Consider the following 25459-nt stretch of genomic DNA (forward strand, 5'->3'; position numbering starts at 1 on the left):
CGGTCAGTGATGTGTGCCGAGGTAGCGTTTGCGCCAGAAGAACATGCCGAGCCCGGCGCCGACCGCCAGCATGAGGCCGAGTGCGATCCATACGCCGGTGGCGCTGTGGATCAACGGCAGCGCGTCGAAGTTCATGCCGAAGATGCCGGTGATCAGGTTCAGCGGCAAGAAGATCGCGGTGAGCACGGTGAGCGTGCGCATGATGTCGCCGGCGCGGTGGCTTTGCGCCGAGAAATGCATCTGCACGGCCGTCTCCGCCGACGACTCCAGCCGGCGCACGTGGCCCAGCACGCGTTCGATGTGCTCCAGCACGTCGCGCGAACGCACCCGCAGCAACTCGCGTTCACGCGCAGCGGCGGGCGCCGATTCGGGCGGCCATTCGGCCATCGCGTCGATCCACTCCTGCACCGCGCTGCGCTGGTCTTCGCAGATGTCTTCGAGCAAATGCAATGCGTTGCGCGAGTCCAGCAGCACCTGCCAGCTGCGGAAGTGCCCGCGCGGCTGGAACAGCTGGTTCTGCAGAGAGGTCAGCTGGCGCGTCAGCAGCCGGCGCAGGTCGAGGTAGCCGTCGACGATGTGGTTGACCATGCGCAGCATCAGATCGGCCGGACTGCTGGGCAGCCGGGTACCGGTCCGCCCATCGGCGCGCTGGAGCTCGGGCACCTGCTGCGCCATCTGCTGGAGCCGCGTGACAAAGAACTCTCGCACCTGGCAGTCGGCCGGGTGCACCGTCAGCAGCACCCGGTCGAACACCGCGAAGCCAACCGGACTGGTGTCGATGGAAGGCAGCGCGTGGCTCGCTCTGCCGGGCGCGCCCTGTTCATCGGCGGCGGCCGCGAGCCGGCGGAACACGAGCATGTCGTACCACGACGTGTAGTCGTAGTGGGAGGGCAGCTGGTTGTTGAGCAGGTCGGAGATGTGCAGGTCGACCAGCTGTCCGCCGGCGAGGCGCTGCAGCGCCCCTTGCAGCTCGCCGACCTGGGCCTCGAACTCCTGGTGCGCGCTGGCGATCCACAGGAAGCCACGCTCCGGCGGGCTTTGCGGCAGCTCGTCGAGCACGCGTGCGCCGTCGCTGCTGACCAGCAGCAGGCGCATCAGCGGCCTGCCTTCTTGAGCAGCCGGGCGGCGTCGAGCGCGAAATAGGTCAGCACACCGTCGGCGCCGGCGCGCTTGAACGCCAGCAGCGACTCCATCATCACCGCATCGTGGTCGAGCCAGCCGTTGGCGGCGGCAGCCTTGAGCATCGCGTACTCGCCGCTCACCTGGTAGGCGAAGGTCGGCACACGGAATTCGTCCTTCACGCGGCGCACGATGTCCAGATAGGGCATGCCGGGTTTGACCATCACCATGTCGGCCCCCTCGGCGATGTCCAGCGCCACTTCGCGCAGCGCCTCGTCGCTGTTGCCCGGGTCCATCTGGTAGACCTTCTTGTCGGCCTTGCCCAGGTTGCCTGCGGAGCCGACCGCGTCGCGGAAGGGACCATAGAACGCTGAGGCGTACTTGGCGCTGTAGGCCATGATCCGCGTGTTGACGAGCTTGCGCTCCTCGAGCGCCTGGCGGATCGCGCCAACGCGGCCGTCCATCATGTCACTCGGCGCCACGATGTCCACTCCGGCTTCCGCCTGCACCAGAGCCTGGCGGGCGAGCACCTCGACGGTCTCGTCGTTCAGGATGTAACCGGTGGCGTCCAGCAGCCCGTCCTGTCCGTGGCTGGTAAATGGGTCGAGCGCAACGTCGGTCAGCAGTCCGAGTTCCGGAAACCTCTGCTTGAGAGCCCGGACGACCCGTGGTACCAGGCCTTCCGGGTTGCAGGCCTCGCTGCCGTCGGGTGTCTTCAATGTCTGTGCGATTACCGGAAACAGTGCCATCACCGGTACGCCCAGTTCCAGGCATTGCTCCGCCACCGGAAACAGGCGATCGAGGCTGAGCCGCTGAACACCCGGCATGGAAGCCACGTCCTGGACCTGATCCGCGCCGTCTACCACGAATACAGGGTAGATAAAGTCGGATGGCGACAGATCATGCTCCCGAACAAGCGCGCGGGTGAAGGCGTCACGGCGCAGGCGGCGTGGGCGATGCAAAGGAAACCCGGAAATCGGGCGCACAGTCGATTTCATGAATTCAAGCCGGAGGTGCTAATGCCTTGAGGCAGCTCAAGAAAACTGCAAATTTGGCACGAATGGGACGAGATTCCACGCGGACACATTTCCGTCATTCGCTGCTAAACTTCGCGCCGGATGATACGTCGCAAGGCGTTTCATCCCCTGCTTTTCCTCCCTGAGCAGGTGCCTTACCGTGATGACAGCGATAAGGCTTTGCGGCCCCGGTCCATGACCGGGGCTTTTTCTTTGCCCCAAAGCGCGGCGCCCGGCTGCCTGGCGTGTGCGGTTTCGCACGGCCGCTGGCCATAATCGCCCGATGCTCTGGATCAAAGCCTTTCACATCGTGTTCGTGGCGAGCTGGTTCGCCGGCCTTTTTTACCTGCCGCGGTTCTTCGTGAACCTCGCCCTGGTGCCCAACGACAGCCATGCCGAGCGCGAAAGGCTGCTGCTGATGGCGCGCAAGCTCTACCGCTTCACCAGCCTGCTCATGATCCCGGCCCTGCTGTTCGGCCTGTGGCTGTGGCTGGGCTTTGGCATCGGCCGCGGCTCCGGCAACGGCTGGCTGCATGCCAAGTTGCTGCTGGTACTGGGTGCCGTGGGCTACCACCACATGTGCCGCAAGCTGCTGCGCGAGTTCGAGCAGATGGCCAGCCGGCGCAGCGATCGCTGGTACCGGGTCTTCAACGAGACTTCGGTGCTGTTGTTCGCGGCGATCGTGGTGCTGGTGGTGGTCAAACCCTTCTAGCTAGCCCCCACGGGATCCGCCCTCATGCGGCATCGCAGCTCCGCATGGCTCCTGGCCGCGGCCATGGTCGGGCTCACGGTCTATGCGAGCCTGCATCCGTTTTCCGGCTGGCGCCTGCCGGCCGTGCCGCTCTCACGGCTGCTGCTGCCGCCGTGGTCGACCTACTGGACCCTGTTCGACCTGATGGCCAACCTGGTGGCCTATGTGCCGCTCGGGGCGCTGCTGTGCGTGGCGCAGTTGCGCGAGGGGGCTTCTCCGTCACGTGCGTTCGCCGTCGCCGTGGCCGCGGGCGCATTGCTCTCGTGGACCATGGAGTTGCTGCAGAACCTCCTCCCGGCGCGGGTGCCGTCCATCGCCGATCTGGGGCTCAACACCGCGGGCACCCTGGTCGGCGCGGCGCTGGCGGTCACGGCTCGCGCGCTGGGCTGGGTGCAGCGCTGGGAGGCGTTGCGCGAGCGCTGGTTCCATGCGCGAGGCAGCGGTGCGGCACTGGCACTGCTGCTGCTGTGGCCGGTGGGCTTGCTGTTTCCGCCATCGCTGCCGCTCGGGCTCGGCCAGGTGCTGCCGCGCATCAATGCGGCGCTGTCCAGCTGGCTGCTGGACACACCGCTCGAGGGCTGGATCGAGGCGCCGGCCGAGCAGCTCTGGGTGCCGCTGTCGCCTGGGGGTGAGGTGGCGGCCATTGCGCTAGGCCTGCTGGCGCCGGTGTGGGTGGCTTACAGCGTGGCGCACCCAGGCTGGCGCCGGCTGGGCCTGCTGCTGGGGGCGGCGCTGCTGGGCTTTGGTGCCACCACCTTGTCGACCGCGCTCAACTTCGGGCCTGAACATGCGCTCACCTGGGTGACCACCCCGGTGATGCCCGGCCTCGTGCTGGCCCTGCTGCTTGCCGCGCCGCTCGCATGGCTGCCGCGCCGGGGTGCGGCCGGGCTCGGCCTGATGGCGATCACCGCCTTGCTGGCCATGGTGAACCAGGCGCCGGCCGACCCGTACTTCGCCGAAAGCCTGCAGGCCTGGGAGCAGGGCCGCTTCATCCGCTTCCACGGGCTGGCGCAATGGGTCGGCTGGCTGTGGCCCTATGGGGCGCTTGCGTATCTGCTGGGGCGGGTTGCCGCACGGCGCGAGTCCTAGAATCGCGCGGATGAGCTACTACGAGCGCCACATCTTCTTCTGCCTCAACAAGCGCGATGGCGAGGCAGCCTGCGCAGACCACGACGCGCAGGGCGGCTTCGACCACTGCAAGGCTCGTGTGAAGGCCGAGAAGCTGGCCGGCCCCGGCAAGGTGCGGGTCAACAAGGCCGGCTGCCTCGACCGCTGTGCGGGCGGGCCGGTGGCGGTCGTGTACCCCGAGGCCGTCTGGTACACCTTTGTGGACAAGGCCGACATCGACGAGATCGTCGAGTCCCACCTGAAGAACGGCCGCGTGGTCGAGCGCCTGCTGCTGCCGCCCGACGTCGGCCGCTGACGCATCACGCTTCCCCGATGAATTCACAGACCCAGCGCCTGTCTTTGCCCGGGGCGGTCGGCGCTCTCGAATGCGCGCTCGACGAACCGGCCGGGCCGCCCACCGGCCTGGCGGTCGTCTGCCACCCCCACCCGCAACACGGCGGCACGATGGACAACAAGGTGGTGCAGACCATCGCCCGTGCCTGCCTCCAGCTGGGCTGGCGCACCTTGCGCTTCAACTACCGCGGCGTCGGCGCCTCGGCGGGTGCCTGGGACGAAGGCCGCGGCGAAGTCGACGACGCGCTGGCTGCGGTGGCCGGCGCGCGCGCCCTCGAAGGCAGCGCGGGCCTGCCGCTCGCGCTGGCCGGGTTTTCGTTCGGCGGCCACGTCGCGGCCAACGCGGCGCACCGCCTGGCCGAAGGCGACAAACCGCAGCGGCTTCTTCTGGTGGCCCCGTCGACGCGGAACTTCGTCGTGCCGCCCGTGCCAGAAGACACGGTGCTGATCCACGGCGAGGCCGATGACGTGGTGCCGCTGCAAGCCTCGCTTGACTGGGCCCGGCCGCAGTCGCTGCCGGTGGTGGTGGTGCCGGGCGTGGGCCACTTCTTCCACGGACAGCTCACGGTGCTCAAGAACATCGTGCTGCGGGCATGGCGCTAGGCCTTCCGGGCCACCGACCAACCCGCCAGCTCCTTTCCTCCTCGCTCTCACAGTCTTGATGAAACAACTCTTCGCCCTGCTACTGGCCTTGGCCTTCGGCGCCGCGCAAGCCCAGGCGCTGCAACCGCCCGAGATCGCCGCGCGTTCGTACCTGCTGTTCGACGCCACCAGCAACCAGGTGCTGGCCGCCAAGGACGCCGACGTGCCCACCGAGCCGGCATCGCTCACCAAGCTGATGACCGCCTACCTGGTGTTCCAGGCGCTCAAGGACAAGAAGCTCGCGATCGACCAGGAACTGCCCGTGTCCGAGCGTGCCTGGCGCACCGGCATGACCGGCGCATCGCGCACCTTCATCAACGTCAACACCCGCGTGAAGGTCGAGGACCTCATCAAGGGGATGATCGTCCAGAGCGGCAACGACGCCACGGTAGCCCTGGCCGAAGCCGTGGGCGGGTCGGTCGAGACCTTCGTCGACATGATGAACCGCCAGGCCCAGGCCTTCGGCCTCAAGTCCACCGCCTTCAAGAACCCGGAAGGACTCACCGCGCCCGGCCACACCAGCACCGCCCGCGAGCTGGGTGTCATCGCCACGCGCCTGCTGCAGGACTTCCCGCAGGACGTGCACTACTACGCGATGAAGGACTTCACCTACAACAAGATCAAGCAGCCCAACCGCAACCTGCTGCTCTACCGCGACCCGACGGTCGACGGCCTGAAGACCGGCTACACCGATGCGGCCGGCTACTGCCTCATCGCCACCGCCAAGCGCGACTTCCCCAACGGCCCGCGCCGGCTGGTCACGGTGGTGCTGGGCGCTGCCTCGACGGAAGCCCGCGCCAACGAAAGCCAGAAGCTCCTGAACTGGGGCTTCAGCGCCTTCGACACTGTGAAACTGTTCGGCGACGGCCAGCCGATCGTGACGCCCGAGGTCTGGAAGGGCGCGTCCAAGCTGGCCAAGCTGGGCGCCTCCGGAGGACTGCTGGTGACGGTGCCGCGCGGCGAAGGCAACAAGCTCAAGACCGAAGTGCAGCGCACCGACCCGCTCGTGGCACCACTGGCCAAGGGCCAGCGGGTGGGCACGATCAAGGTCACCTCCGGCACGGCCACCGTGGCCGAGCTGCCGCTGGTCGTGCTGGAGCCGGTGGAGCAGGCCGGGTTCTTCGGCCGCATGTGGGACGCCCTGCGCCTTTGGATCAAGTAGTCACGAGGGCATGACGACGCAAGTCGACAGGAGTACGCTGCGGGCCATGCAAAGCATGCCCGCCTCCGTGCCCGACAGCCTGTGCTACCTCAACGGCGAATACACCCCGCTGCGCGAGGCGCGCGTGTCGGTGCTCGACCGCGGTTTCATCTTCGGTGACGGCGTCTACGAAGTGGTGCCGGTGTACGGCCGGCGGCTGTTCCGCTTCAACGAGCACATGGCGCGCCTGGACCGCAGCCTCGAGAAGCTGCGCATGCCCAACCCGCACACCCGCGGCGAATGGCTGGCCGTGCTGCGCGAGCTGGTGGTGCGCCACGCCGAAGGTTCCGGCGCCGACGACCAGATGGTCTACCTGCAGGTGACGCGCGGCATCGCCCTGCGCGACCACGTGATGCCCAAGGACCTGGAGCCCACCGTCTTTGCGATGACCAACGCGATGAAGCCGGTGTCGGCCGAGCAGCGCCACCAGGGCGTGGCCTGCGTGACGGCGCGCGACTTCCGCTGGGAGCGCTGCGACATCAAGACCACCTCGCTGCTGGGCAACGTGCTGGCGCGGCAGATCTCGGCCGACCGCGGGGCTGCCGAAACCATCATGCTGCGAGCGGGCGCCAACGGCATCAACTACCTCACCGAGGCGTCCTCGTCCAACGTCTGGATCGTGCACGAAGGCGCGCTGCTCGGGCCGCCCAAGAGCGAGCATGTGCTTGAAGGCATCCGCGTGGAGCTGCTCGAGGAGCTGTGCGAGGAGGAGGGCATTGCCTTCAACCTGCGCCCGATCACCGAAACCGAGCTGCTCGCCGCCGACGAGGTGCTGCTGAGCTCCGCCACCAAGGAGGTGCTCGCGGTGACCACGCTCGACGGCGACCTGGTGGGCCATGGGGCTGGAAAAGGCAAACCCGGCCCCATCTATGCCCGGTTGTACGCGGCCTACCAGCGTGCCAAGGCAGAGCAGTCGATATGAATTCCTACATTCCTCCCGAGAAGTCGCTCATCGAGTACCCGTCGCAGTTCCCCATCAAGGTGATGGGCGCCAACGTCGAAGGGTTCGTCGAGGCGGTCACCCGGGTCGCGCAGCAGTTCGACCCGGGCTTCGACGCGGCCAGCGTTGAGGTGCGCCCGAGCAAGGGCAACAACTATCTCGGCGTCACCATCACCATCACCGCGACCAGCCGCGAGCAGCTCGACGAGCTGTACCGCACGCTGACCACGCACCCGATGGTGAAGGTCGTCCTCTGACCGTACGCGTCCCTTCGTCCGCACCGGGCTCCGCCTAGCGCAGGCTGCGCCGCAGGCGCCGCCTGCCTGCCGCCGGTGCCGCCATCGGGGCGTCGACGACGGCCGGCGCCGTGCGGGGCAGCGTGGTGATGAGCTGCTCGAACGAGTCGATCGTGCAGCAGTCCTCGAGCCCGATGCGGGCGCCGTCATGCGTGAAGAAGCCGCTGGCCTGGCCTGAGAGTTCGCCGGTCGCGTCGCACACCAGGCTGGCGCCGTACATGTGCAGCCCGCGGGGCGTGCGGATGAGGCCCCGGTCGGCGGTGCGCTCGTAGTGCTGCAGGTACAGCGGCAGTGCCGCGACGCCGGCCGCGCAGGCGGCCTGACCCAGCATCTGCAGGTAGTCGGCAAACACCGGCTGGGCGAGCATCGGCACGTGGCCGAAGAGGTGATGGAAGAGGTCGGTGCCGGTGCTGCGGCTGCCCGGCGCGAGCCCGCCGCCTGCGACGGTCGAGCGCACCGGGAACCTGCGACGCGCCAGGTACGAGAAGTACTTCAGCGGGTCGAGCGGCTCGTGCTGCGCCACCAGCTCCCACGACGTGGCCGCCTGCAGGCGCGCGCTGAGCTGGGTGAGGTCGGGGAAGTCCTCGCTGTGGATGCCCAGCACCCACATGCCCTTCATGTAGTCGCTGCAGCCCCAGCGCTCCAGCATCCTCATCTGCCGCGCATGCAGCGATTTCCAGGCGATGCGGTCCTCGAAGCGATAGGGCAGCTTGGCGAGGTCATGCCGGCTCGTCCAGGGCGGCCTGGGCCCGCGCAGGGCCTCGGTACCGGCGATGGTGATCGATGCCTGTGTCACGTGAGGCTCCGATGGCGCTGGACCGAGGTCCTAGGCCAGCACATCGGCCATGGCATCGGCCACGACCTCGATATTGCGCACGCTCAGGCCCGCGACACACATGCGCCCGGAGCCCACCAGGTACACGCCATGCGATTCGCGCAGGCGCTGGACCTGCTGCGGCGCCAGCCCGGTGTAGCTGAACATGCCGCGCTGTCGCGTGAAGCAGCTGAAGTCGCGCCCCGGCAGCCGGGATTCCAGGCCGGCGCGCAACTGCCCCCGCATCGCGTGGATGCGCGCACGCATGGCTTGCAGTTCCTCTTGCCAACGCTCGCGCAGCGCCGGCGTGTTCAGCACCGCGGCCACCACGCGGGCGCCATAGGTCGGCGGGTTCGAGTAGTTGCGCCGCACGGCCGACTTGAGCTGCCCCAGCACGCGCTGCGCCTCGGCTTCGTCGGCGCAGACCACGCTGAGTGCGCCGCAGCGTTCGCCATAGAGCGAGAAGTTCTTCGAGAACGAGTTGGCCACGAAGAAGCGCAGGCCCGCGGCGGCCATCGCGCGGATCGCGAAGGCGTCTTCTTCGAGCCCGTCGCCGAAGCCCTGGTAGGCCATGTCCAGGAAGGGCACGAGCTGACGCTCCTGCAGCACCGCCACCAGCTCGGCCCACTGTGCGCGGGTGAGGTCCACGCCGGTGGGGTTGTGGCAGCAGGCGTGCAGCAGCACGATGCTGCGCGCGGGCAGTGCCCCGATGGCGCCGAGCATCTCGTCGAAGCGCACGCCGCCGGTGGCCGCGTCGTAGTAGGGGTAGGCCTTCACCTTGAAGCCGGAGCCTTCGAAGATGGCGCGGTGGTTGTCCCAGCTCGGGTCGCTGATCCACACCTGCGAGGTGCCGAAGTAGGTCTTCAGGAAGTCGCTGCCCACGCGCAGGGCGCCTGAGCCGCCGGGAGTCTGCAGCGTGGCGATGCGGCCGGTGCGCACGGCTTCGCTGCGGCTGCCGAAGACCAGCTGCTGCACTGCCGCGCGGTAGGCGGCGGCGCCTTCCATCGGCAGGTAGGGACGCGGGCCGATGTCTCGGGCGAGGCCCTCCTCGGCCTCGCGCACGGCGGCCATCACGGGCAGGCGGCCGGCGTCGTCGAAGTAGATGCCGATGCCGAGGTTGACCTTGCCGGCGCGCGGGTCCTGCTGGAAGTCCTCGTTGAGGCTCAGGATCGGATCGCCGGGGAATGCGGGAACGTGCTGGAACATGGTGTCGTACTGCGGGGGGTGGGTGGCCGGATGCGGTCAGGACTGGCAGGCCGCGGCCAGGCGGTCGATGTGGCCGGCCAGCCGAACGTCGAGCATCGACAGGCCGCCTGCGTCGTGCGTGGTGAGCACGACCTCGACGCGGTTCCACACGTTGCTCCACTCGGGGTGGTGGTTCATGCGCTCGGCTTCGAGCGCCACGCGGTTCATGAAACCCCAGGCGGCGCTGAAGTCGGCGAAGCTGAAGTTCCTGCAGATCGCATCACGCGACGGGTGCAGGTTCCAGCCCGGCAGCTGCGCGAGCAGCTGGCTGCGTTGTTCCGCATTCAGCGGGGTGACGGACACGGTCATCGGCGGCTCCTTCACACCAGGCGGCAGGCCGCGTCGAAGGGCAGGCGCGGGCTGCGCGGGAACAGGCCCCGGGCATCGCCGTAGCCCAGGTTGCAGATGAAGTTGGTCTTCACCGAAGTGCCGGCGAAGCAGAGCGCGTCCACCTTGGCGGCGTCGAAGCCGGACATCGGGCCGCAGTCCAGCCCCAGCGCCCTTGCGGCCAGGATGAAATAGCCGCCTTGCAGGCTGCCGTTGCGGAAGGCCGTGTTGCGGGCCACCTCTGGATCGGCGAACCAGGTCTTCGCATCGGGAGCATGCGGAAAGAGCTGCGGCAGCCGCTGCGCGAAAGCCAGGTCGTAGCCGATCACGGCGGTGACCGGCGCGTTGCGCGTCTTGTCGCGGTTGCCTTCGTCGAGCGCCGGCAGCAGCCGCTCCTTTTCCTGCGCGCTCGCCACAAACACGATGCGCGCGGGGCAGCAGTTGGCCGAGGTCGGACCCATGCTCATCAGCTGGTACAGGCGCTGCAGCAGCGCGGTGGGCACCGGCTTGTCCTGCCAGGTGTTGAATGTGCGAGCCTGCAGGAACAGCTGGTCGAGCGCGGTGTCGGCAAGGGGAACAGAACTCATGCGAAGGGATTCGTGGAAGGTTTGCGTTGCGTCAAGACTGTAGGAGTTAGGGCTTGCAACTTTCCAGCGACTTGGCGCGCGTTTCGTGCATTCGGTGCAGGAAACCTGTGCCGCGCTCTGCCGTGGTGCCCAATCGGTGCGCCGATCCGGCCATCGGCGCAGGCTCCTGCGCCGGGGCGTATGCCACTGGACGCTCAGACGAACCCCAGCAGCTCCAGGTCGAACAGGCGCTCGGCCAGCCACAGCAGCGACAGCAGCGCGATCGCCAGCGAGCCGCCGGCGACCACGGCACGCCGGTAGAAGGCGGTGGCACGCAGAGCCCAGGCCAGCGGCATGAACACGGCCACGATGAGCAGCTGCCCGAGTTCCACGCCGAGGTTGAATCCGAAGAGGGGCCAGAAGAGAGAGCCGCTGCCCAGGCCCACATCCTTCAGCGCGCTGGCGAAGCCGAAGCCGTGCACCAGGCCGAAGGCGAAGGTCAGGGCCCAGCGGCCGCGGAACACGACCGGCCGCAGGTTGTTGAGCGCGGCCAGCAGCACGCTCGCCGCGATGAGCGATTCGACCCAGCGCGAGGACGGGTTCCACACGTCCAGCACCGCCAGCGCCAGCGTCACCGAGTGCGCCACGGTGAAGGCGGTGACCACGCGCAGCACGTCTCGCAGCACCGGCTTCAGGCCGGGCGCCGGCGCCCAGGCCCGCGGCTCGCGCACCAGCACCGCCACCACGAGGAGCGACAGCAGGAACAGCACATGGTCGGCGCCGATGGCGATGTGCAGCAGAGCCCTGGCCGATGAATTCGTCCAGCGTGCGCAGCGACGCATGGCCGGCCGCAGGCGCCAGCTCGCGCGGGCCGGCGCCGGGCGCCAGCGCCAGCGTCTGCTCCGCGCCTTCGATGGCGACCCGCAGGATGCCGCGGTGTGTCGCGTCGCTGTCCGCGAACAGGCGGTAGTCCACCTGCCTCGGGCCGGTGCCTGCCGCGCAGGCCAGCTTGCGCGACAGCACTGCGTAGCGGCCGTCGCTGTGGGTGTCGAGCGCGGGCGCCGATGCAGGCGCCGCCGCAACCGGTGTGCAGTCCGGCAGCTGCAGCGCGGCCCAGGCGAACTGCTCGATGTCGGCCCAGCGGCGGCGCACCTCGCCCCAGCTGAGGCGGCCGTCGGTGTCGGCGTCGAGCGCCAGTTCGCGGTCGAGGTCGCGCAAGGCGATGTCCCAGCGCAGGGTGTACTCACCGTCGCTGCCCGAGGCGGCCAGCGTGAGGTAGCTGTCGCTGGCCTTGTGCGCCTGCCCCGCCGCGGCGCAGAGCGCCAGGCACAGCCCGGCGAGCATGCGGCGCAGCCGGCCGGCTGAGGAAGCGCCCCTCATGGCAGCCACCTCGCCAGGCGCGCGTCGCGGTAGCCGGTGCTGCGCATGAACTCGCGCAGCGGCGCCGCGGCCGCCGGCTGCCCTGCGGCGAAGGCCGCTTCAGCCAGCAGGCGCGCGTCGGCCGGCTCCTTCTGCTGTGCCCAGTTGTCGAGTGCGAGCTGCAGCGCGAGCGCCGCATGGCCCTGCAGCCGCAAGGCGGCCTGGGCTTCCTCGCGCAGGTGGGGCGTGTCGCCACGCACGCGTGTGGCGGCGAAGCGCTGCTGCAACGCGGTGGATGCGCCGGCCGCGCGCGGGTCGTGGAGCTGCTTCCAGGCTTGAGCCAGCCGCAGCAGCAGGGCATCGGCCTGCTCGCGGCCTTTCAGCAGCGAAGCGGCGTCGCGGGCGCGCCCGTGGTCCAGCAGCCAGTCGGCGCAGGCGGCCAGCGTGTACACGTCGGCCTCATCGCCTGCCTGTTCGAGCGCCTGCCGGTACAGCGTTTCGGCCTCTCGCGGGTCGCCCATGCGTTCGGCCAGCTCGGCGCGCACCAGGGCCAGCCAGCCGGCCTGTTGTGGCGCGGCTCGAACGGCCAGGCGTTGCAGCGTCGAGCGGGCCTCGGTGGCGTCGTCGCGCAGGCTGGCCAGCTCGGCCAGGCACACCCGCGCCGGCAGCTCGGCTGCTGCGCCGAGGGCCTGGTAGCGCGGCTGCAGCAGCCGCTCGCAGCCGGCGGTGGCCTGCGGGTAGCGGCCCTGCACCTGCAGCACGGCCGCACGGGTGAGCTCGGCCTGGGCCTGCAGCTCGAGCGGCGTGCCCTTCGAGGCGAGCAGATGGTCCAGGTCGGCCAGCGCGGCGGCAAAGTCATGCCGGCTCTGCAGCACGGTGGCACGCAGCAGCCGCACGGCGGGCGGCGGCTCGGGCAATGACCACCACGGTGCCAGCGCTGCCTGCGCCTGGCCGAGCTCACGCGGGTCGCCGTCGCGCCGGGCCCGGTCGATGGCAGCGCGGGCCAGCTGCAGCGCGGCCGGCAGGTGCCGGGGCTGGCGGCGCGCCTGGGCGCGCAGTTCGCGGCGCCAGCGCTCCCCGGCGTCGAGCGGGCGCTGGCGCAGGGTCTCGACCAGCTCGTCGTCGGTGGCCGGCGTGTAGGGCGCGGCGGCGCCCGTGCCGCACCACAGCACGGCAGCGAACAAGGCACAGGCCAGCCGGCCCATGCGGCGGCGATGCAGATGCATGGCGATTTCCTCTGTCGAGGGGCCCGCGGCTTCGCGACGCAGGCCCCGTGTCGGCCTCAAAGGTCCATCGGCTCGTCTGTGTCGGTGGCCGGGGGCGCTGGGGCCACCTTGTCGAGCTTCAGCGGCTCCTTGCCGTCGTCGGGTGCGAGCGATGCCGTGTACTGGGTGTAGGCCGCCCAGCTGGCCGAGGCCGACTCAGGCACGCTGTCGCTCAGTGCCGGTGGTGCGTCGGTCGATCCACCGCCCCCGCAGCCGGAGAGCGCAACGACCGCCGTGCCGCTCGCCAGCGCCCATGCCAGGCGCAAAGACGAAAGTCTCAGCTTCATGATCGCGGCCTCCTCACTTGCTGCCCGGCGTGGGCGTGTTGAGGTAGGGGAACCCTGGCAGCAGCGGCACCACCGCCTGGTCCACCGCGTCGTGCAGCTTGAAGGCGGTGCTGCCCAGCGGCACCGCCCCCGGGTTGCAGGCGCTGCCGAAGCCCAGAGCGTTGTTGTTGCCGTTGGCCACGCACAGCCCGCCCATCACTGCGACCAGGGAGATGTCGACGATGTCGTCCTTCGGCCGGCGGCCGTTCGGGAAGCCCGCGTTGTCGTTGCCGCCGGCCAGCAGGTTGCCCACGATGCCCAGCCGGTTCTGCTGCGCGAAGGGCACCGGCGCGATGGCGGTGTTCAGCCGCAGCATCTCGGAGGGCACCACGTTCTTCGGCTGGTTGACGCCGGCGATGCCGGTGAGGAAGGTGGTCACCAGGTCGTTGCGCGGGAAGTTGGTGGGCGCGGTGTTGGGCAGGCCAAGCGCGATCTCCAGCAGGCCCGGCAGCGACGGGTGGGTGACGTAGCCGGCGAACTGGCCGTCGTCCCTGGGCCTGGCGCCGTTGAAGCGGTCCTTGTCGCGCAGGCCGATCACCACCTCGTTGACCAGCGGCATGCCCAGGCGCGACACCTGCGTCCAGGCGCCGCCCACCCGCTCGGTGGTCTGGTGGCCGGCCGGGGGCGTGCCGTCGAGCAGGCGGGCCTGGCGCAGGCTGGCGGTGGTCCAGCCGCCGATCACCGGCTCGGTGCCGGCGGTGAGGCAGTCCTTGTGCACCTCGAGCGCGAGCGTGGTGACGTTCTTGCCGTCGATGGTGTTGGGCACCGCGCCGATGAGGGCCGGGTCGGTGATCACCGCCACCGGCGCGTTCACCAAGTCGAAGATGGTGCCCAGGTTCACCGCGAACGCATCGGCTCGCTGGCCCACGAACAGCTTGCCGGGAGCGGCGCAGCCGGGGATGTTGACGTTGTAGATGTGCTTGCCTGCGTAGTCGGCATAGTTGGCGATCGTCTTGCGGCCGATGTAGTCCACCGGCTTGTCGAAGCTGGCGCTGCCGTTGGCCGCATTGGTCACCGGATGGGTCTGACCCGTACGCCGGTCGCCGCGCTTCAAGGTGACGCTGTAGGTTTCGGCCAGGTTGAGGTTGGCGTCCTTCACGTTGGCCACGGTGCCGGCCTGCACCAGCGGGATGGCCGTCATCTGGTTGCCGATGGGCAGCTGGACGCCCCGGCCGTTGTTGGCCAGCGTGTTCCTGAAGCGGAACTGGAAGGTGAGGTCCTCGCGCGCGTCGCCGTTGTTGTCGATGTGGATCTCGTACAGCGCGTTCGGGTCCATCGAGAAGTAGTTCGGGCCGCCGTAGGCGTCCTGCAGCGGCTGGTAGTTGGCGATCAGCGTCACGTAGTCGGCGCGGCCCGGCTCGTAGCTGCGGAACATGTAGAAGTCGGTGCCGTCCACCTTGGGCGCGGTGGTGATGAAGGGCGCCTCGCGGTGGCTGGAGGCGCCGGCCAGCGGGCTGGCCAGGGCAAGGGCCAGGGCGCACAAGGTGCCGAGGCCGGGGCGTGGGGCTTTCATGCGGATCTCTCCTGTGTGAAGACGAGGGAGCGGGGTGTGCGGGCCGGCTCGCCGCCGGTGTGCACAAGCGGGCTGTACGCCCTGCCCCTGGCTTCGGATGCGGGGCCGGCCCCCTAGCTCCCCCTGCATCCGATCCGGCCCGGCCTGCGTACGGGCAGGCCTCGCCGACAATGCCGCGCATGACCGCCCCGATCGTCCGCACCCTCGGCCGCGTGGACTACGCGCCCACCGTCGACGCGATGCGCGCCTTCACCGAAGCGCGCGACGAGCACACGCCCGACGAGATCTGGCTGTGCGAACACCCGCCCGTCTACACCCAGGGCGTGGCCGGCAAGGCCGAGCACGTGATCGACGCGCAGGGCGTGCCGGTGGTGCAGACCAACCGCGGCGGCCAGGTCACCTACCACGGCCCGGGGCAGGTGGTGGCCTACCCGCTCGTCGACCTGCGGCGGCTGCACATCTATGTGAAGGAATACGTGTTCCGCATCGAGCAGGCGGTCATCAAGACGCTGGAGTCCTACGGCGTGACAGGCCACCGGGTGGCGGGGGCGCCCGGCATCTACGTCAGGCTGGACGACCCCTTCTCGCATGCGGCGTTGGCCGGTCCGGCCGACCCGCGCGATCCGTTCCGCGGGCTGGGCAAGATCGCCGCGCTGGGGGTGAAGGTCAGCCAGCACCGCACCTACCACGGCGTGGCACTCAACGTGGACATGGACCTCAAGCCCTTCGGCAGGATCCATCCGTGCGGCTACGTAGGGCTGCAGACGGTTGACTTGGCTACACTTCGGGTTTCTACCGACTGGCCGAGCGCGGCCCGTCAATTGGGCGACCGGCTGGCCTCGTACCTGAGTCCTTGAGCCGCGCCGCCCGCCACCAGCAAGGGGCCCTGCTTTTCGCGGCCTCACCGGAGCAGCAGCAAGTGCCCACCGAAAACATCGTCCACGAAGCCCAGAGCGCCGCCGCCTACGACGCCACCGCCAAGCAGAAGGCCCAGGCCAAGACGGCGCGCATCCCCATCAAGGTGGTGGCCGCCGAAACGCTCAAGAAGCCCGAATGGATCCGCGTGAAGGCGGGCTCGCCGACGACGCGCTTCTACGAGATCAAGAACATCCTGCGCGAGCACAAGCTGCACACGGTGTGCGAAGAGGCGAGCTGCCCGAACATCGGCGAATGCTTCGGCAAGGGCACGGCCACCTTCATGATCATGGGCGACAAGTGCACCCGCCGCTGCCCCTTCTGCGACGTAGGCCACGGCCGCCCCGACCCGCTGGACGCCGACGAGCCGGCCAACCTGGCCAAGACCATTGCCGCGCTCAGGCTCAAGTACGTGGTGATCACCAGCGTCGACCGCGACGACCTGCGCGACGGCGGCGCGGCCCATTTCGTCGAATGCATCAGGCAGACGCGCGCGGCGAGCCCCGACACGCGCATCGAGATCCTCACGCCCGACTTCCGCGGCCGCATGGACCGCGCGCTCGACATCCTGAAGGCGGCGCCGCCCGACGTGATGAACCACAACCTCGAAACCGTGCCGCGCCTCTACAAGGAAGCGCGCCCCGGCTCCGACTACCAGTTCAGCCTGAACCTGCTCAAGCGTTTCAAGGAATTCGCCCCCGGCGTGCCGACCAAGAGCGGCCTCATGGTCGGCCTGGGCGAAACCGACGAAGAGATCCTGCAGGTCATGCGCGACATGCGCGCGCACGACATCGACATGCTCACCATCGGGCAGTACCTCGCGCCCAGCGGGCACCACCTGCCGGTGCGCCGCTATGTGCACCCGGACACCTTCAAGATGTTCGAGACCGAGGCCTACAAGATGGGCTTCACCCACGCCGCCGTGGGCGCGATGGTGCGCAGCAGCTACCACGCCGACCAGCAGGCGCATGAGGCGGGGGTGGGCGGGGCGGTCTAGCCTTGGGGCCGCTCGCTTCCCCGGCGGCCCTACAGCGAAGGATTGGCCGCCAGGAAGGCCTTCGCGGCCTCGCGGTTGCGGTTGCTGATCGAACTCGTCGCCAGGGCCTGCCGGTACAGGCGCGCGGCCTGGCGCTCGTCACGCGGCCGGCCTTCGCCCTTCTCGTACATCCAGCCGAGGTGGTAGCGCGCGTTGCCCTCGCCCTTTTCGGCCGCCCGCTCCAGCAGCTCGGCCGCCCGGGCGGTGTCCTTGGGCACGCCGCGGCCATGCAGGTACAAGCGGCCCAGGTTGTTGAGCGACGAGGCGAAGCCCTGGTCGGCCGCCTTGCGGTACCACTCTGCGGCCCGGGCGTCGCTGCGCTCCACGCCTTCGCCGTTCTCATGCGCCAGGCCCATGCGGTTCTGCGCCCGCGGCTCGCCCTGATCGGCCGACTTGCGGAACCAGCGTGCCGCCTGACGGGCATCGGCCGGCGTGCCGCCTGGCCCCTGCAGGAGCATGAGGCCCAACTCGTACTGGCCGGCGCGGTCGCCCTGGTCGGCGGCCTTGCGCAGCCAGTCCAGGGCCTGCGCTTCGTCTTTTTGCACGCCGGCCTTGCCGAAGCGGTAGGCCAGGCCCATCACCACCTGGCAGTGCGCGTCGCCGCGCCGGGCCTCCACGGCGCATTCCGGTTCGCCCCCGGGTGACGGCGCCTGCGGCCACAGGGCCACCCCGACCGCTGCGGCGGCGGCCAGGCCCAGCGCGCCTGCCAGCGCGAGCCGGGTCAGGCGGGCCCTGCGGGTGGCGCCCGCGGTAGGGGCCATCGGGGCCGCCAGCGTGACCTCCGGGTCCGTGGCCGGTTCGAGCGCGTGGCGCAGGGCTGCGGCGAACGACGCCGCGTCGGCATGGCGTTGCCGAGGCGACTTGGCCATCGCCTGGCGTACCACCGCGTCGAGGCCGGCGGGCAGGCCGGGCACCTTGCTCGAAGGCGCGGGCGGCTCCTCGTGCAGCACCTGCTGCATGGCCATTGCCGGCGAGCCGTTGAACGGCCGCTCGCCGGTGAGCAGCTGGTACAGGATCACGCCGCAGGAATACAGGTCGCTGCGGCCGTCCACCGGCTCGCCGCGCAGTTGCTCGGGCGACATGTGCGACATGGTGCCGAGCACCGAACCGGTCTGGGTGAGCTCCGACGTGTCGAGCCTGGCGATGCCGAAGTCGGCCACCTTCACCGTGCCATCGCCCAGCACGATGATGTTGCCGGGCTTGATGTCGCGATGCACTACCCCGCGTTCGTGCGCATGCTGCAGGGCCGCGAGCAGTTGACCCATGAGCTGGCCGGTGTCGCGCAGCGAGAACCGCGTGCCGGCGTCGAACAGCTGCCGGAGGTCGCGGCCTTGCACCAGCTCCATGGCGATGTAGGCGCCGGACGACTCGGCGATCTCGCCGTAGTCGTAGACCGCCACGATGTTCGGATGGCTGAGCCGGCCCGCCGCCTGCGCCTCGCGCCTGAAGCGCTGCCGCAACTCTGCGGCCAGTGCCGCCTGGCCGGGGCCGACGTGGAGCACCTTGACCGCGACCGTGCGCTCGATCAGCGGGTCGAACCCCTCGTAGACGACACCCATCGCCCCGCGGCCCAGCTCACCGCGGATGAGGTACTTGCCCAGGCGTTCAGGGAACGGCATGCAGGCAAGCGTGCGCTTGCCGGGGAGGGGGCGTCAATTGGGGGTGGGGAGCAGCAGGTTTGGGACGGCTGTGCGTCAGTAGCCGAGCCGGCATCTCGAGAGCGCGTTGTCGTTGTTGACGTTCGTCGCGGGGTCGGGATGCCGGCTGTTGCCATGGACCCTGTCCAGCTTGAGCCGGGGCGGCGAGCCGTCTTCGGTGATCGCGACTTCAACATGGCCGTCGCGATAGAAGTGCACTTCAAAGTACTCGGGCCTGGCCGGTACAGGCGGCCGTATCAACACCTCTTGTTCGCACCATGTGTCGCTGTCTCTTGACCACTTGATCGTCACGGGGCGCGGGTGAACGAGCGGCGTGTGGAGGGTGATGCAGCATGTGGACTTTCCTCCGCCGCCTGTCGGCGTGCTCACCGCAACATTTCCGCCGCCCTGCCCGTCGACCTCGAAGCTGCCGATTTCCGTATCGGTGTAGTTGTAGCCGTGCAGCGTGAGATGGAACGAGCGAGCCTGGGGTGTAGCGGCAGGCTCCTGCGAAGGCGGGCTGCAGGCCGCGGCGGCAAGTCCCAGCAGCCAGATCGAGCCGGTTTGAAGCCTGTTGATCAAGCTGCTACGCGGCTTTTGTCGAAAGACACAACCCTGACGTGGATGCGCACGTCATACCGACCCCGAGCGCAGGCGGACCGAGTCCACCACGGCGTCCCACACCGGCACCGCTTCGCGTGTCGACCATGACGACTTCTCGTCTCGCAGGCTGGTGGTCAACCTGACGGAGAGGATCGGCTTGGCGAAGCTGCCGTCGCGGCGCACGCTTTCCACGCCGAACTGCAGGCTGCCGAGATCGTCTTCCAGCCCCTTGGTGAGCAGCTCTTCACCGTCCATGTCAGCAATGCGCCGCTTGCCGCGCCGCACGATCTCGTCCTTGCCGCCGATCTGCTTGAGCAGGTGCTGCTTGGAGTCCCAGCGCTGCAGCAGCGTCTCGTCCTGGTTTGCGATGGCGTTGACGGAGATCTCGAGCAGGAGGTCGGGATAGGCCGGGTCCTTGAAGTGGAAGGTGCCGATCTCCTGGTCTTGCTCGGCGGTCACGAGCAAGGGACCCACGCATAACCCTCGCCCGGCGGTGGCCGCGTCGGGCGCCTTGCGCAGTTGCTGGAGGGCAATGCGCTTGAGGCGTTCTTCGACATGGTTGTCCGTGGGCTTGTGCGTTTCGGCTGACACACGGATGTGCAAATCATCCACCAACACATGGACTTCGGACTTGAAGGCATTGGTCAACGTGCTGTTGTCATAGGCATGCAGGAATCGCGCGCGCTCAGACAGCCACTGGTCGTTGATCAACATCGAAACAGACAGCTTGTCATGGGTCTTCTTGCCGATTTCCACTGCTCGCAGCTGGACCCGCTGCTTGAATTCGGTGAGGTCCACGCCTTCCTTCATCAACGTGACTTCGACGACTTCGAAGTTCGAGTTGAGGCCGTAGGTGAGTTCGACAACAGGCTCGATGCCGAGGCTGAAGCCCTTGGGCAGATTGATCTGGTGACGGCCGGTGCCGTGGATATTCATGCCTTCGAACCGTTTCAAGCTTGCGTTGATTTGCTCGTTGGTTGGCCTGCAATTTGAGATTGCAGGCGCCGCAGCCGCGGCCAGCAGGCGGTTCAGCACGGCACGGCGGTCCAGAAGAAGCGGCATGAAGCGATGGGGGTGTCGAGTCGAACGGCGAATGCTTCCAGATCCGGAGTGCGGTGCGCATCCCAAGATCCTTCGCAGGCGCCCAGCTCGTATCAGCAACGAGAGATGAATGCGCTTCAGCATCCCTTGGATGCTGCTAGCGCACCCGCATCGACTGAGCGATGGCTTTGAGCGTTGGCAGCACTTGCTCCAGCGGAGGCGCTGGCGGCTGACCTTGCAGGCCGGTGTAGTACTTGGCCTTTAAACCCTGTGCCATCACGATGATGCGCGGCTTCTTCGGATCGGATGGATCGCCCAGCGTTTCTATCTGCACTTCGTAGTCGTACTGGTCCATCGAGGGCCTGAACTTCACACCGCTCAGGCGTGCACGTTGGCCTGCGACGGTGAGGTATTCGGGTTCGAGGTACTTCTCGACAAGAGCGCCCGGGCCGATCGACAGCCACTCGCCCTTGCGCTTGCTTTGCTCCTGCCGCTGCTTGGCTTCCTCAGGTGTTTCTCTCCAGGGTTGGGGCTGGTCTTCGAGCTTCTCCTGACTGCCCACCAAGCCGGGGGCGATCGAGATGGTGTAGATCAGCGCCGGCTGGGACTCGTCTCGGTAGGACACATAAGCCGAAAAGGCTGCGGCGCGCTGATTCGCCACTTCCGCGACAAAGCCATGCGCCGTGCAAAGACCGCGCTCCGCCGGCACATCGGAGGCGTGTCTAGTGCGATAACTCGACCAGAGCGCTTGAACTTCGCGGCTCGCGCTGTCCTTGTCGGCATTGGGCTGCGTCAGCTTGCCCTTGATGATTCGGGCGCGGTGGTCAGCTTCTATCCACGCGCCAGACGAGTAGGTGTCGAGATGCCGCCAAGCGAAACTGTTCGGGTACTTGATGTTGAGTTCCTGGCTGCCGGCAGTCATGCGGTAGTCGCGACGGACCTTGCCGCTCTTGTCCAAACCCAGGAGACGAGTCTCGCTATGCTGGCCGAACGCTTGCGCCCGTACGGATCTGCTGAACGTATTCAAGTCTGTGATGGTGGTTTCGATCAGATCCGCGCTGCCGAGCGAGACGCCTCCCATCAGACCGAACAAGCCGGCAAAACCGTACCCCGGCTGCAAGAACCGGGGCTCATATGCAGCGGCTACAACCCCGTGGGGCAGTTTGAACGCGTGAAGCCCGAGACAGGCATCGCTCCACTTGGTGGTGCCTATGCCGATGGTGGGAGGAGTCTCCTCTGCGCAAGCTGCAAGTGCAGCGCAGACGAAGAGGAGGCTCAGAGATGCATGCGCCAGTCGACCGATCATCAGACCGCCTTCGCGTCGTCAATCGAGACGTTGCGTTCACCGCTTGCAGCAAGCGTTGTCGGCCGAGAATCAGGTCGGTCGATGTGTGTCAACAGTGCCATGTTCATGTCGGGGTGGTTGTTTTCACCGGACGTCCAGGTCATTGGCAACGAGCAGATGAAGCCGCTGATGCCGGCGGGTGCCGACGAGGCCCCTCCGTCCGGCGCCCAGAAACCCTCGGAGAAAGGCATCTGCGCTTCGTACGCCGGCCCTTTGGCTCTGATTCCCGTGCGGGTTTGTTCCTTCTCCCCAACGGGCCACACGGGCCAGATGGATTTTTCAGGCTGAGGGACGAACGGAAAGGCCTTCGCATACGCCTGCAGGTTCGCGTCCGCAATCCTCTGGATAGCTCGCCACGTGTCCGGGTCGGCGGGCTTGTCTAGCAGAGCCATGAGTTCAGCGGCGGGGATCACAACTCCCCCGGTCGCCATTTCGCCGAAGTGCTTCTTCCACAGGCTGACACGGAGTTCGTGGGCAGCGCGTCGAACCGTGACTCGCTTCTTTCCGTCGAGCGGTGCATCCATGGTATTGGTGTCCATGAGGCAGACCGCGAGTTCAGAGTCCCGATCCCCCTTGAGGCTGCGATCGTTGATATTGGCGCTACCGAGGATCGCTAGCCGATCGTCAGCGATCAGCAGTTTGCTGTGCACATAGATCTGCTCCGTGCGGACTCTGCCTGCCAGCGTCTCACATGTCCGAAGGTTCAACAAGGTGAGGTATTGGCGAGTTGCCTCTCGCTTGACACTCTCATAGTCAGGTTTTCCGGTCGCGGGATCGACACCTTTGGTGAGGGCCTTTGCCGCATCCCATAGCCGTTGGTCCCTCGGCTTTGCGCACAGTTTTCTAGCTGCCATCGCAATCCTGATCCGATTCACCAGACTCTCGCTGGCGTACACCAAGCTCTGCATCGTCCAGTGGACCTGTCCCACGATCGCGATGTCGCCCAAGCTGCCTTCAGGATGCACCGGCAGAACCATGTACACGTGGAACGGCTGATCCCAGCGGATGGCGTGCTCGATGCGTGCTGCCAACCGCTCGGCGATCTGATTCTTCGGCAGGGTGTTGGTGTTGTCCGCGCTGATGCGCGTCATCGCGGCCTTGATGCGCGTGCCTGCGTTGGCCAGCATGTAGCGCATCGGCCCCGAGCGGGCGCCTTCGTCGGTCGGCTTGATGCTCGGCTTGCCGAACCCACTCTGGAAGAACTGGTTCTCGATGTAGATGAAGCGCTCGGCCTTGTCGATCACCGCGCACATCATGTCGTGGATCTCGTCCTGCTTGCCGGTCACAGCCGGCAGAGACGCCATTGCGGCTTTCTCCTGTTGCTGCAGGGCTAGCGACGCGCTGCGCAGCACGCGAACACTGCAGCCGCCTTGCTGGTTCTCGGTTGGTTCCTTTGGCACCAAGGCAGGGTCCACCGACACCCGAGATACAAGGGTGGTCGGCAGGTAGGCCTTCTGGAGGCTGTTCCAGCGGCGGATGAAGTTCATTGACAAGTCGTACACCGACGGACCTTCGATTCGGCAGTGCACGTCTTGCCAAGGCATGCGCGGCTGATCTGCCCGATACAGGCGACCTCCGGCTGGCAGCGCGTGTGCCGTCGGCTTGAACAGCTCGGCATAGGGCTTCTTCTGCAGCCAAGCGGTGCGCAGCAGGGCGACGTAGCTTGCCTTCATGAATTCGCCGACATACGCAACGGCGGTCGTGATGTCGCTCTCGCTGACAGCGCCCGCGTCCACTTTCCGGATCAGCTTGTCGGCCGCGTTGTCCTGCATTGCGTTCCAGCGCTTTTGCACGTCAGCTTCCAAGCCTTCAAGCGGCTCTCGAAGGAAGTCAGGCAGTTCAATCGAACTGCTCTTCCACCACTCGACGATACGGCCCTTGGTTCGCCCGACGACCGACCGGTCTACGGCACGCTGGAAGTTGTCCTGTTTTTGCGCCGCAGTGTTGAGGACACCTGCGGTCAGGGAGACTTTCAGCAGGTCTGACTCTGTCACGTAGTCAGCTGCCTGTTCCGGCCTGAGCTCAGGGCCTTGGGCCGGCACGCCGGTGTTGTAAATCTCGCATCCCGAGCGGCCGTTGTGGCCCAGCGAAAACGCGCCGTCGTCCCGCCGGCCGTATGCGAGATCGAGCCCGCCTACGTAGGCGATCTCGTTGTCCACGACCACGAGTTTCTGGTGGTGGCTGAAGAAGGTCTCTTCGACGCCCTCGTAGTCGTTCTGCAGGCCGGCTGGGCAGCACAGCGCGGGCGTGCCATTGCGGCCGGCATTGAGCTGGAAGATCGCGAGCATCGTGCCGAGATCGCCGGTGTTCACGCCGACCTTGGGCGACATCCAAGGCATCACATAAATGCGCAGTGCAGGGTTGCGATCGAGCGCCGCCTTCAGCGCATCGATCAGCCGGGTGCCCTTGATAAGTTCGACGTCCCAGTTGATCTGCCAACCGGCGATGAAGATGCTCTTCTTTGCGGCTTTCAACGCTGCGCATACGTCATTGAAGTACGCCACGCCGGTGCTGAAGGTTCGCACCTTGTTGCCCAAGCGTTCCGGCGCGAAGGCCGATGTGTCCAGTTGCTGTTTTCGGGCGCCTGCCCAACGCGCCGAGACGCTGGGGTAGGTTGTGGATCCATCCGCCTTGGCGACAGCGTGACTGACGCCCTGGTGGGGTTCGTAGTCGAATGAAGTGTCTTTGGCCATGACTGCTCAGAGCTTCTTGAGTTCGTCCCACAGCGCGGTCGGCGCCTTCGAGTGATCGCGCTTTGCCAGGGAAGCTTCTGCCGCCGGTCTGTCGCTGCCAAGGCCGTTGGGAGCGTCATCGCTGTAATCCAGTGCGGCCATGGCCTGCGCGGCCTTGTGCTCCACGGTCCACCAGTCTCGCTCCAGGCTCACGCTCAGCGGGCGGAGGTCTCCGGCCGTGCTGATCCATACGTCGTTCGGGCGGGCGGAGTAGAGCTTTGCAAGCTCGTCCTGCTGTGCATCGTTCAGCAGGATGCGGCCCTCGGGATCAGTTTCACCGGACATCACCGTGCGCTCGTAGTCTTGGCCGCCGCCAAGCAGCACGATCTCCCATGCGGCATGGCCCAGCGGGGCGCCGTGCGGTCCCGGCGTGTCGGTCAATCGAAGATCGAGCTTGAAGGGCTTGAACTCGAAGGGCGCCTTGGGCATCGCAGGCAAGGCATAGCTCACGCTCCCCGCCCCCACCATGCTCTTCGTCGCCGCCTTGACAGTGATCTTCCCCGGGCACTGCACCGTGAGGCTGCCGTTGTCCAGCGTGATGGAAGCCCCGCCGGTGGTGGCCAGGGTGATCTTCTTCGGGCTGGCCACGTCGACCTTGGTGCTCGCGCTCTGCAGGTTCAGAGCCTTTTGCGCCGCCAGCTCCATCGCATCGGCCTGGGCCTGCAGCGTGAGGTCGCCCTGGGCGGCCACGAAGCTGAGCCCGCTGCCGGCGGCCCCGCTGCTGCCGGCCTTCACCGCCCCGCCCAGCATCGCGATGGCCTGGCCGGTGTGCACCCGCAGCGCGCCGCCGCTGGCCAGGCTGGTGTCCTGCCCGGCCCCCAGGTGCAGCACCTGCCCGTTGCTGAACTGCAGGTCCTGCCCCGCGGCCACGGCCAGCCCGGCCTTGGCCGCGATGGCGATGATCGGCTCGCCGCTGTGCGGCACCTGGCTGTCGCCGGCCGGCTCCTGGTGGCGCAAGGCGGTGTGCTGCTGCTTCAGCGGCGCGGTGTGCTCGCGCACCGTCTGGTGGGTGCCGGCCGCGCGGCTGAAGGCCTCGGCCAGGCTTTGCGCCTGCTGCGCCAGCGCCAGCGCCGCCGCGTTGTCCCCGCTGGGCTCGCCGGGCGCGATGCCGTAGCTGGAGATCAGCACCCCGCCGCCGGCACGCACCGCCCCCCAGGCGTCGGTGCGCAACTCGAAGCCCACGCCCCGGAAGCTGCCGCGGTGGTTGTCGGCCTGGTGCACCAGGTGGCCCAGGTTGAGCTGGGTTTCGTGCTGGGTGGTCTTCAACTGCACGCGCAGCTGCGCATCGCTGTCGTCGAAGGCGAGCTGG

The 25459-nt window shown here is 67.8% G+C and carries 25 protein-coding genes; 9 read left to right on the forward strand and 16 right to left on the reverse strand.

Annotation, left to right across the window (positions count from 1 at the left end):
* Positions 1-3: 3 nt before the first annotated feature.
* On the reverse strand, positions 4-1095 hold the full coding sequence (locus E8D38_RS13455; RefSeq protein ID WP_140631150.1) for a magnesium transporter CorA family protein: 1092 nt from the start codon (positions 1093-1095) through the stop codon (positions 4-6).
* Positions 1095-2117, reverse strand: a complete 1023-nt coding sequence (hemB, locus tag E8D38_RS13460) for a porphobilinogen synthase (protein ID WP_140631157.1) — start codon at positions 2115-2117, stop codon at positions 1095-1097. The genes E8D38_RS13455 and hemB overlap by 1 nt, the downstream gene beginning before the upstream one ends.
* A gap of 301 nt (positions 2118-2418) precedes the next feature.
* Here hemB and E8D38_RS13465 point away from each other — a divergent pair, with 301 nt between their 5' ends.
* Genes E8D38_RS13465 through E8D38_RS13495 form a run of 7 tightly spaced genes read left to right on the forward strand, consistent with a single transcriptional unit; the run spans position 2419 to position 7387 of the window.
* Positions 2419-2847, forward strand: a complete 429-nt coding sequence (locus E8D38_RS13465) for a CopD family protein (RefSeq protein WP_140631163.1) — start codon at positions 2419-2421, stop codon at positions 2845-2847.
* A 24-nt stretch (positions 2848-2871) separates the two neighbouring features.
* Positions 2872-3975, forward strand: coding sequence for a VanZ family protein (locus tag E8D38_RS13470; RefSeq protein WP_140631172.1), 1104 nt, complete (start codon positions 2872-2874; stop codon positions 3973-3975).
* A 10-nt stretch (positions 3976-3985) separates the two neighbouring features.
* On the forward strand, positions 3986-4309 hold the full coding sequence (locus E8D38_RS13475; RefSeq protein WP_140631179.1) for a (2Fe-2S) ferredoxin domain-containing protein: 324 nt from the start codon (positions 3986-3988) through the stop codon (positions 4307-4309).
* A gap of 17 nt (positions 4310-4326) precedes the next feature.
* Positions 4327-4950: an alpha/beta hydrolase gene (locus tag E8D38_RS13480; protein ID WP_140631184.1), complete on the forward strand. Its 624-nt coding sequence runs from the start codon at positions 4327-4329 to the stop codon at positions 4948-4950.
* A gap of 58 nt (positions 4951-5008) precedes the next feature.
* Positions 5009-6151, forward strand: a complete 1143-nt coding sequence (locus tag E8D38_RS13485) for a D-alanyl-D-alanine carboxypeptidase family protein (RefSeq protein ID WP_140631188.1) — start codon at positions 5009-5011, stop codon at positions 6149-6151.
* Between the two features lie 46 nt (positions 6152-6197).
* Positions 6198-7112, forward strand: a complete 915-nt coding sequence (locus E8D38_RS13490; RefSeq protein ID WP_425462770.1) for a D-amino acid aminotransferase — start codon at positions 6198-6200, stop codon at positions 7110-7112.
* Positions 7109-7387: a YbeD family protein gene (locus E8D38_RS13495; protein WP_140631191.1), complete on the forward strand. Its 279-nt coding sequence runs from the start codon at positions 7109-7111 to the stop codon at positions 7385-7387. The genes E8D38_RS13490 and E8D38_RS13495 overlap by 4 nt, the downstream gene beginning before the upstream one ends.
* A 34-nt stretch (positions 7388-7421) precedes the next feature.
* Here E8D38_RS13495 and E8D38_RS13500 read toward each other — a convergent pair whose 3' ends face one another.
* The 8 genes from E8D38_RS13500 to E8D38_RS13535 all read right to left on the reverse strand — a co-directional run bounded on the left by E8D38_RS13500 (position 7422) and on the right by E8D38_RS13535 (position 14841).
* On the reverse strand, positions 7422-8222 hold the full coding sequence (locus tag E8D38_RS13500) for a hypothetical protein (RefSeq protein WP_140631195.1): 801 nt from the start codon (positions 8220-8222) through the stop codon (positions 7422-7424).
* Positions 8223-8252: 30 nt separating this feature from the next.
* On the reverse strand, positions 8253-9446 hold the full coding sequence (locus tag E8D38_RS13505) for an amino acid aminotransferase (protein ID WP_140631200.1): 1194 nt from the start codon (positions 9444-9446) through the stop codon (positions 8253-8255).
* A 36-nt stretch (positions 9447-9482) separates the two neighbouring features.
* Positions 9483-9794 (reverse strand): 4a-hydroxytetrahydrobiopterin dehydratase, encoded by a 312-nt coding sequence (locus E8D38_RS13510; protein ID WP_140631204.1) that lies wholly within the window; start codon positions 9792-9794, stop codon positions 9483-9485.
* Positions 9795-9805: 11 nt separating this feature from the next.
* Positions 9806-10399 carry a malonic semialdehyde reductase gene (locus E8D38_RS13515; RefSeq protein WP_140631209.1) on the reverse strand — a complete coding sequence of 198 codons (594 nt, stop codon included), beginning with the start codon at positions 10397-10399 and terminating at the stop codon, positions 9806-9808.
* A gap of 194 nt (positions 10400-10593) precedes the next feature.
* Entirely contained in the window at positions 10594-11220 is a 627-nt protein-coding gene (locus E8D38_RS28975; protein WP_246099475.1) for a HupE/UreJ family protein, read from the reverse strand.
* 534 nt (positions 11221-11754) lie between these two features.
* Positions 11755-12963, reverse strand: coding sequence for a tetratricopeptide repeat protein (locus E8D38_RS13525; protein ID WP_140631212.1), 1209 nt, complete (start codon positions 12961-12963; stop codon positions 11755-11757).
* A 56-nt stretch (positions 12964-13019) separates the two neighbouring features.
* Positions 13020-13289 carry a hypothetical protein gene (locus E8D38_RS13530; protein WP_140631216.1) on the reverse strand — a complete coding sequence of 90 codons (270 nt, stop codon included), beginning with the start codon at positions 13287-13289 and terminating at the stop codon, positions 13020-13022.
* Between the two features lie 13 nt (positions 13290-13302).
* A complete protein-coding gene (locus E8D38_RS13535; RefSeq protein WP_140631220.1) occupies positions 13303-14841 on the reverse strand; it encodes a DUF4331 domain-containing protein in 1539 nt (512 codons plus the stop codon).
* Between the two features lie 170 nt (positions 14842-15011).
* Between E8D38_RS13535 and lipB the strand changes: the two genes are divergently transcribed.
* Together lipB and lipA are read left to right on the forward strand one after the other, a co-directional pair.
* Entirely contained in the window at positions 15012-15698 is a 687-nt protein-coding gene (gene lipB, locus E8D38_RS13540; RefSeq protein WP_425462771.1) for a lipoyl(octanoyl) transferase LipB, read from the forward strand.
* Between the two features lie 62 nt (positions 15699-15760).
* Entirely contained in the window at positions 15761-16753 is a 993-nt protein-coding gene (gene lipA, locus E8D38_RS13545) for a lipoyl synthase (RefSeq protein ID WP_140631226.1), read from the forward strand.
* A 29-nt stretch (positions 16754-16782) separates the two neighbouring features.
* On the opposite strand, the gene E8D38_RS13550 is transcribed toward lipA, so the two are convergent.
* The 6 genes from E8D38_RS13550 to E8D38_RS13575 all read right to left on the reverse strand — a co-directional run.
* On the reverse strand, positions 16783-18411 hold the full coding sequence (locus tag E8D38_RS13550) for a protein kinase domain-containing protein (RefSeq protein ID WP_140631232.1): 1629 nt from the start codon (positions 18409-18411) through the stop codon (positions 16783-16785).
* A 75-nt stretch (positions 18412-18486) separates the two neighbouring features.
* Positions 18487-19011, reverse strand: coding sequence for a DUF3304 domain-containing protein (locus tag E8D38_RS13555; protein ID WP_140631236.1), 525 nt, complete (start codon positions 19009-19011; stop codon positions 18487-18489).
* 51 nt (positions 19012-19062) lie between these two features.
* Complete coding sequence (locus tag E8D38_RS13560) at positions 19063-20094, reverse strand: T6SS immunity protein Tli4 family protein (protein WP_140631238.1); 1032 nt, start codon at positions 20092-20094, stop codon at positions 19063-19065.
* Between the two features lie 136 nt (positions 20095-20230).
* Positions 20231-21379, reverse strand: a complete 1149-nt coding sequence (locus E8D38_RS13565) for a T6SS immunity protein Tli4 family protein (RefSeq protein ID WP_140631241.1) — start codon at positions 21377-21379, stop codon at positions 20231-20233.
* Entirely contained in the window at positions 21379-24111 is a 2733-nt protein-coding gene (locus tag E8D38_RS13570) for a hypothetical protein (RefSeq protein WP_140631244.1), read from the reverse strand. The genes E8D38_RS13565 and E8D38_RS13570 overlap by 1 nt, the downstream gene beginning before the upstream one ends.
* 6 nt (positions 24112-24117) lie before the next feature.
* On the reverse strand, positions 24118-25459 hold a 1342-nt coding region (locus tag E8D38_RS13575; protein WP_140631247.1), incomplete at its 5' end, for a type VI secretion system Vgr family protein.

This window comes from Methylibium rhizosphaerae (genome assembly GCF_006386545.1).
GTDB classification, from domain to species: Bacteria; Pseudomonadota; Gammaproteobacteria; order Burkholderiales; family Burkholderiaceae_C; genus Pseudorivibacter; species Pseudorivibacter rhizosphaerae.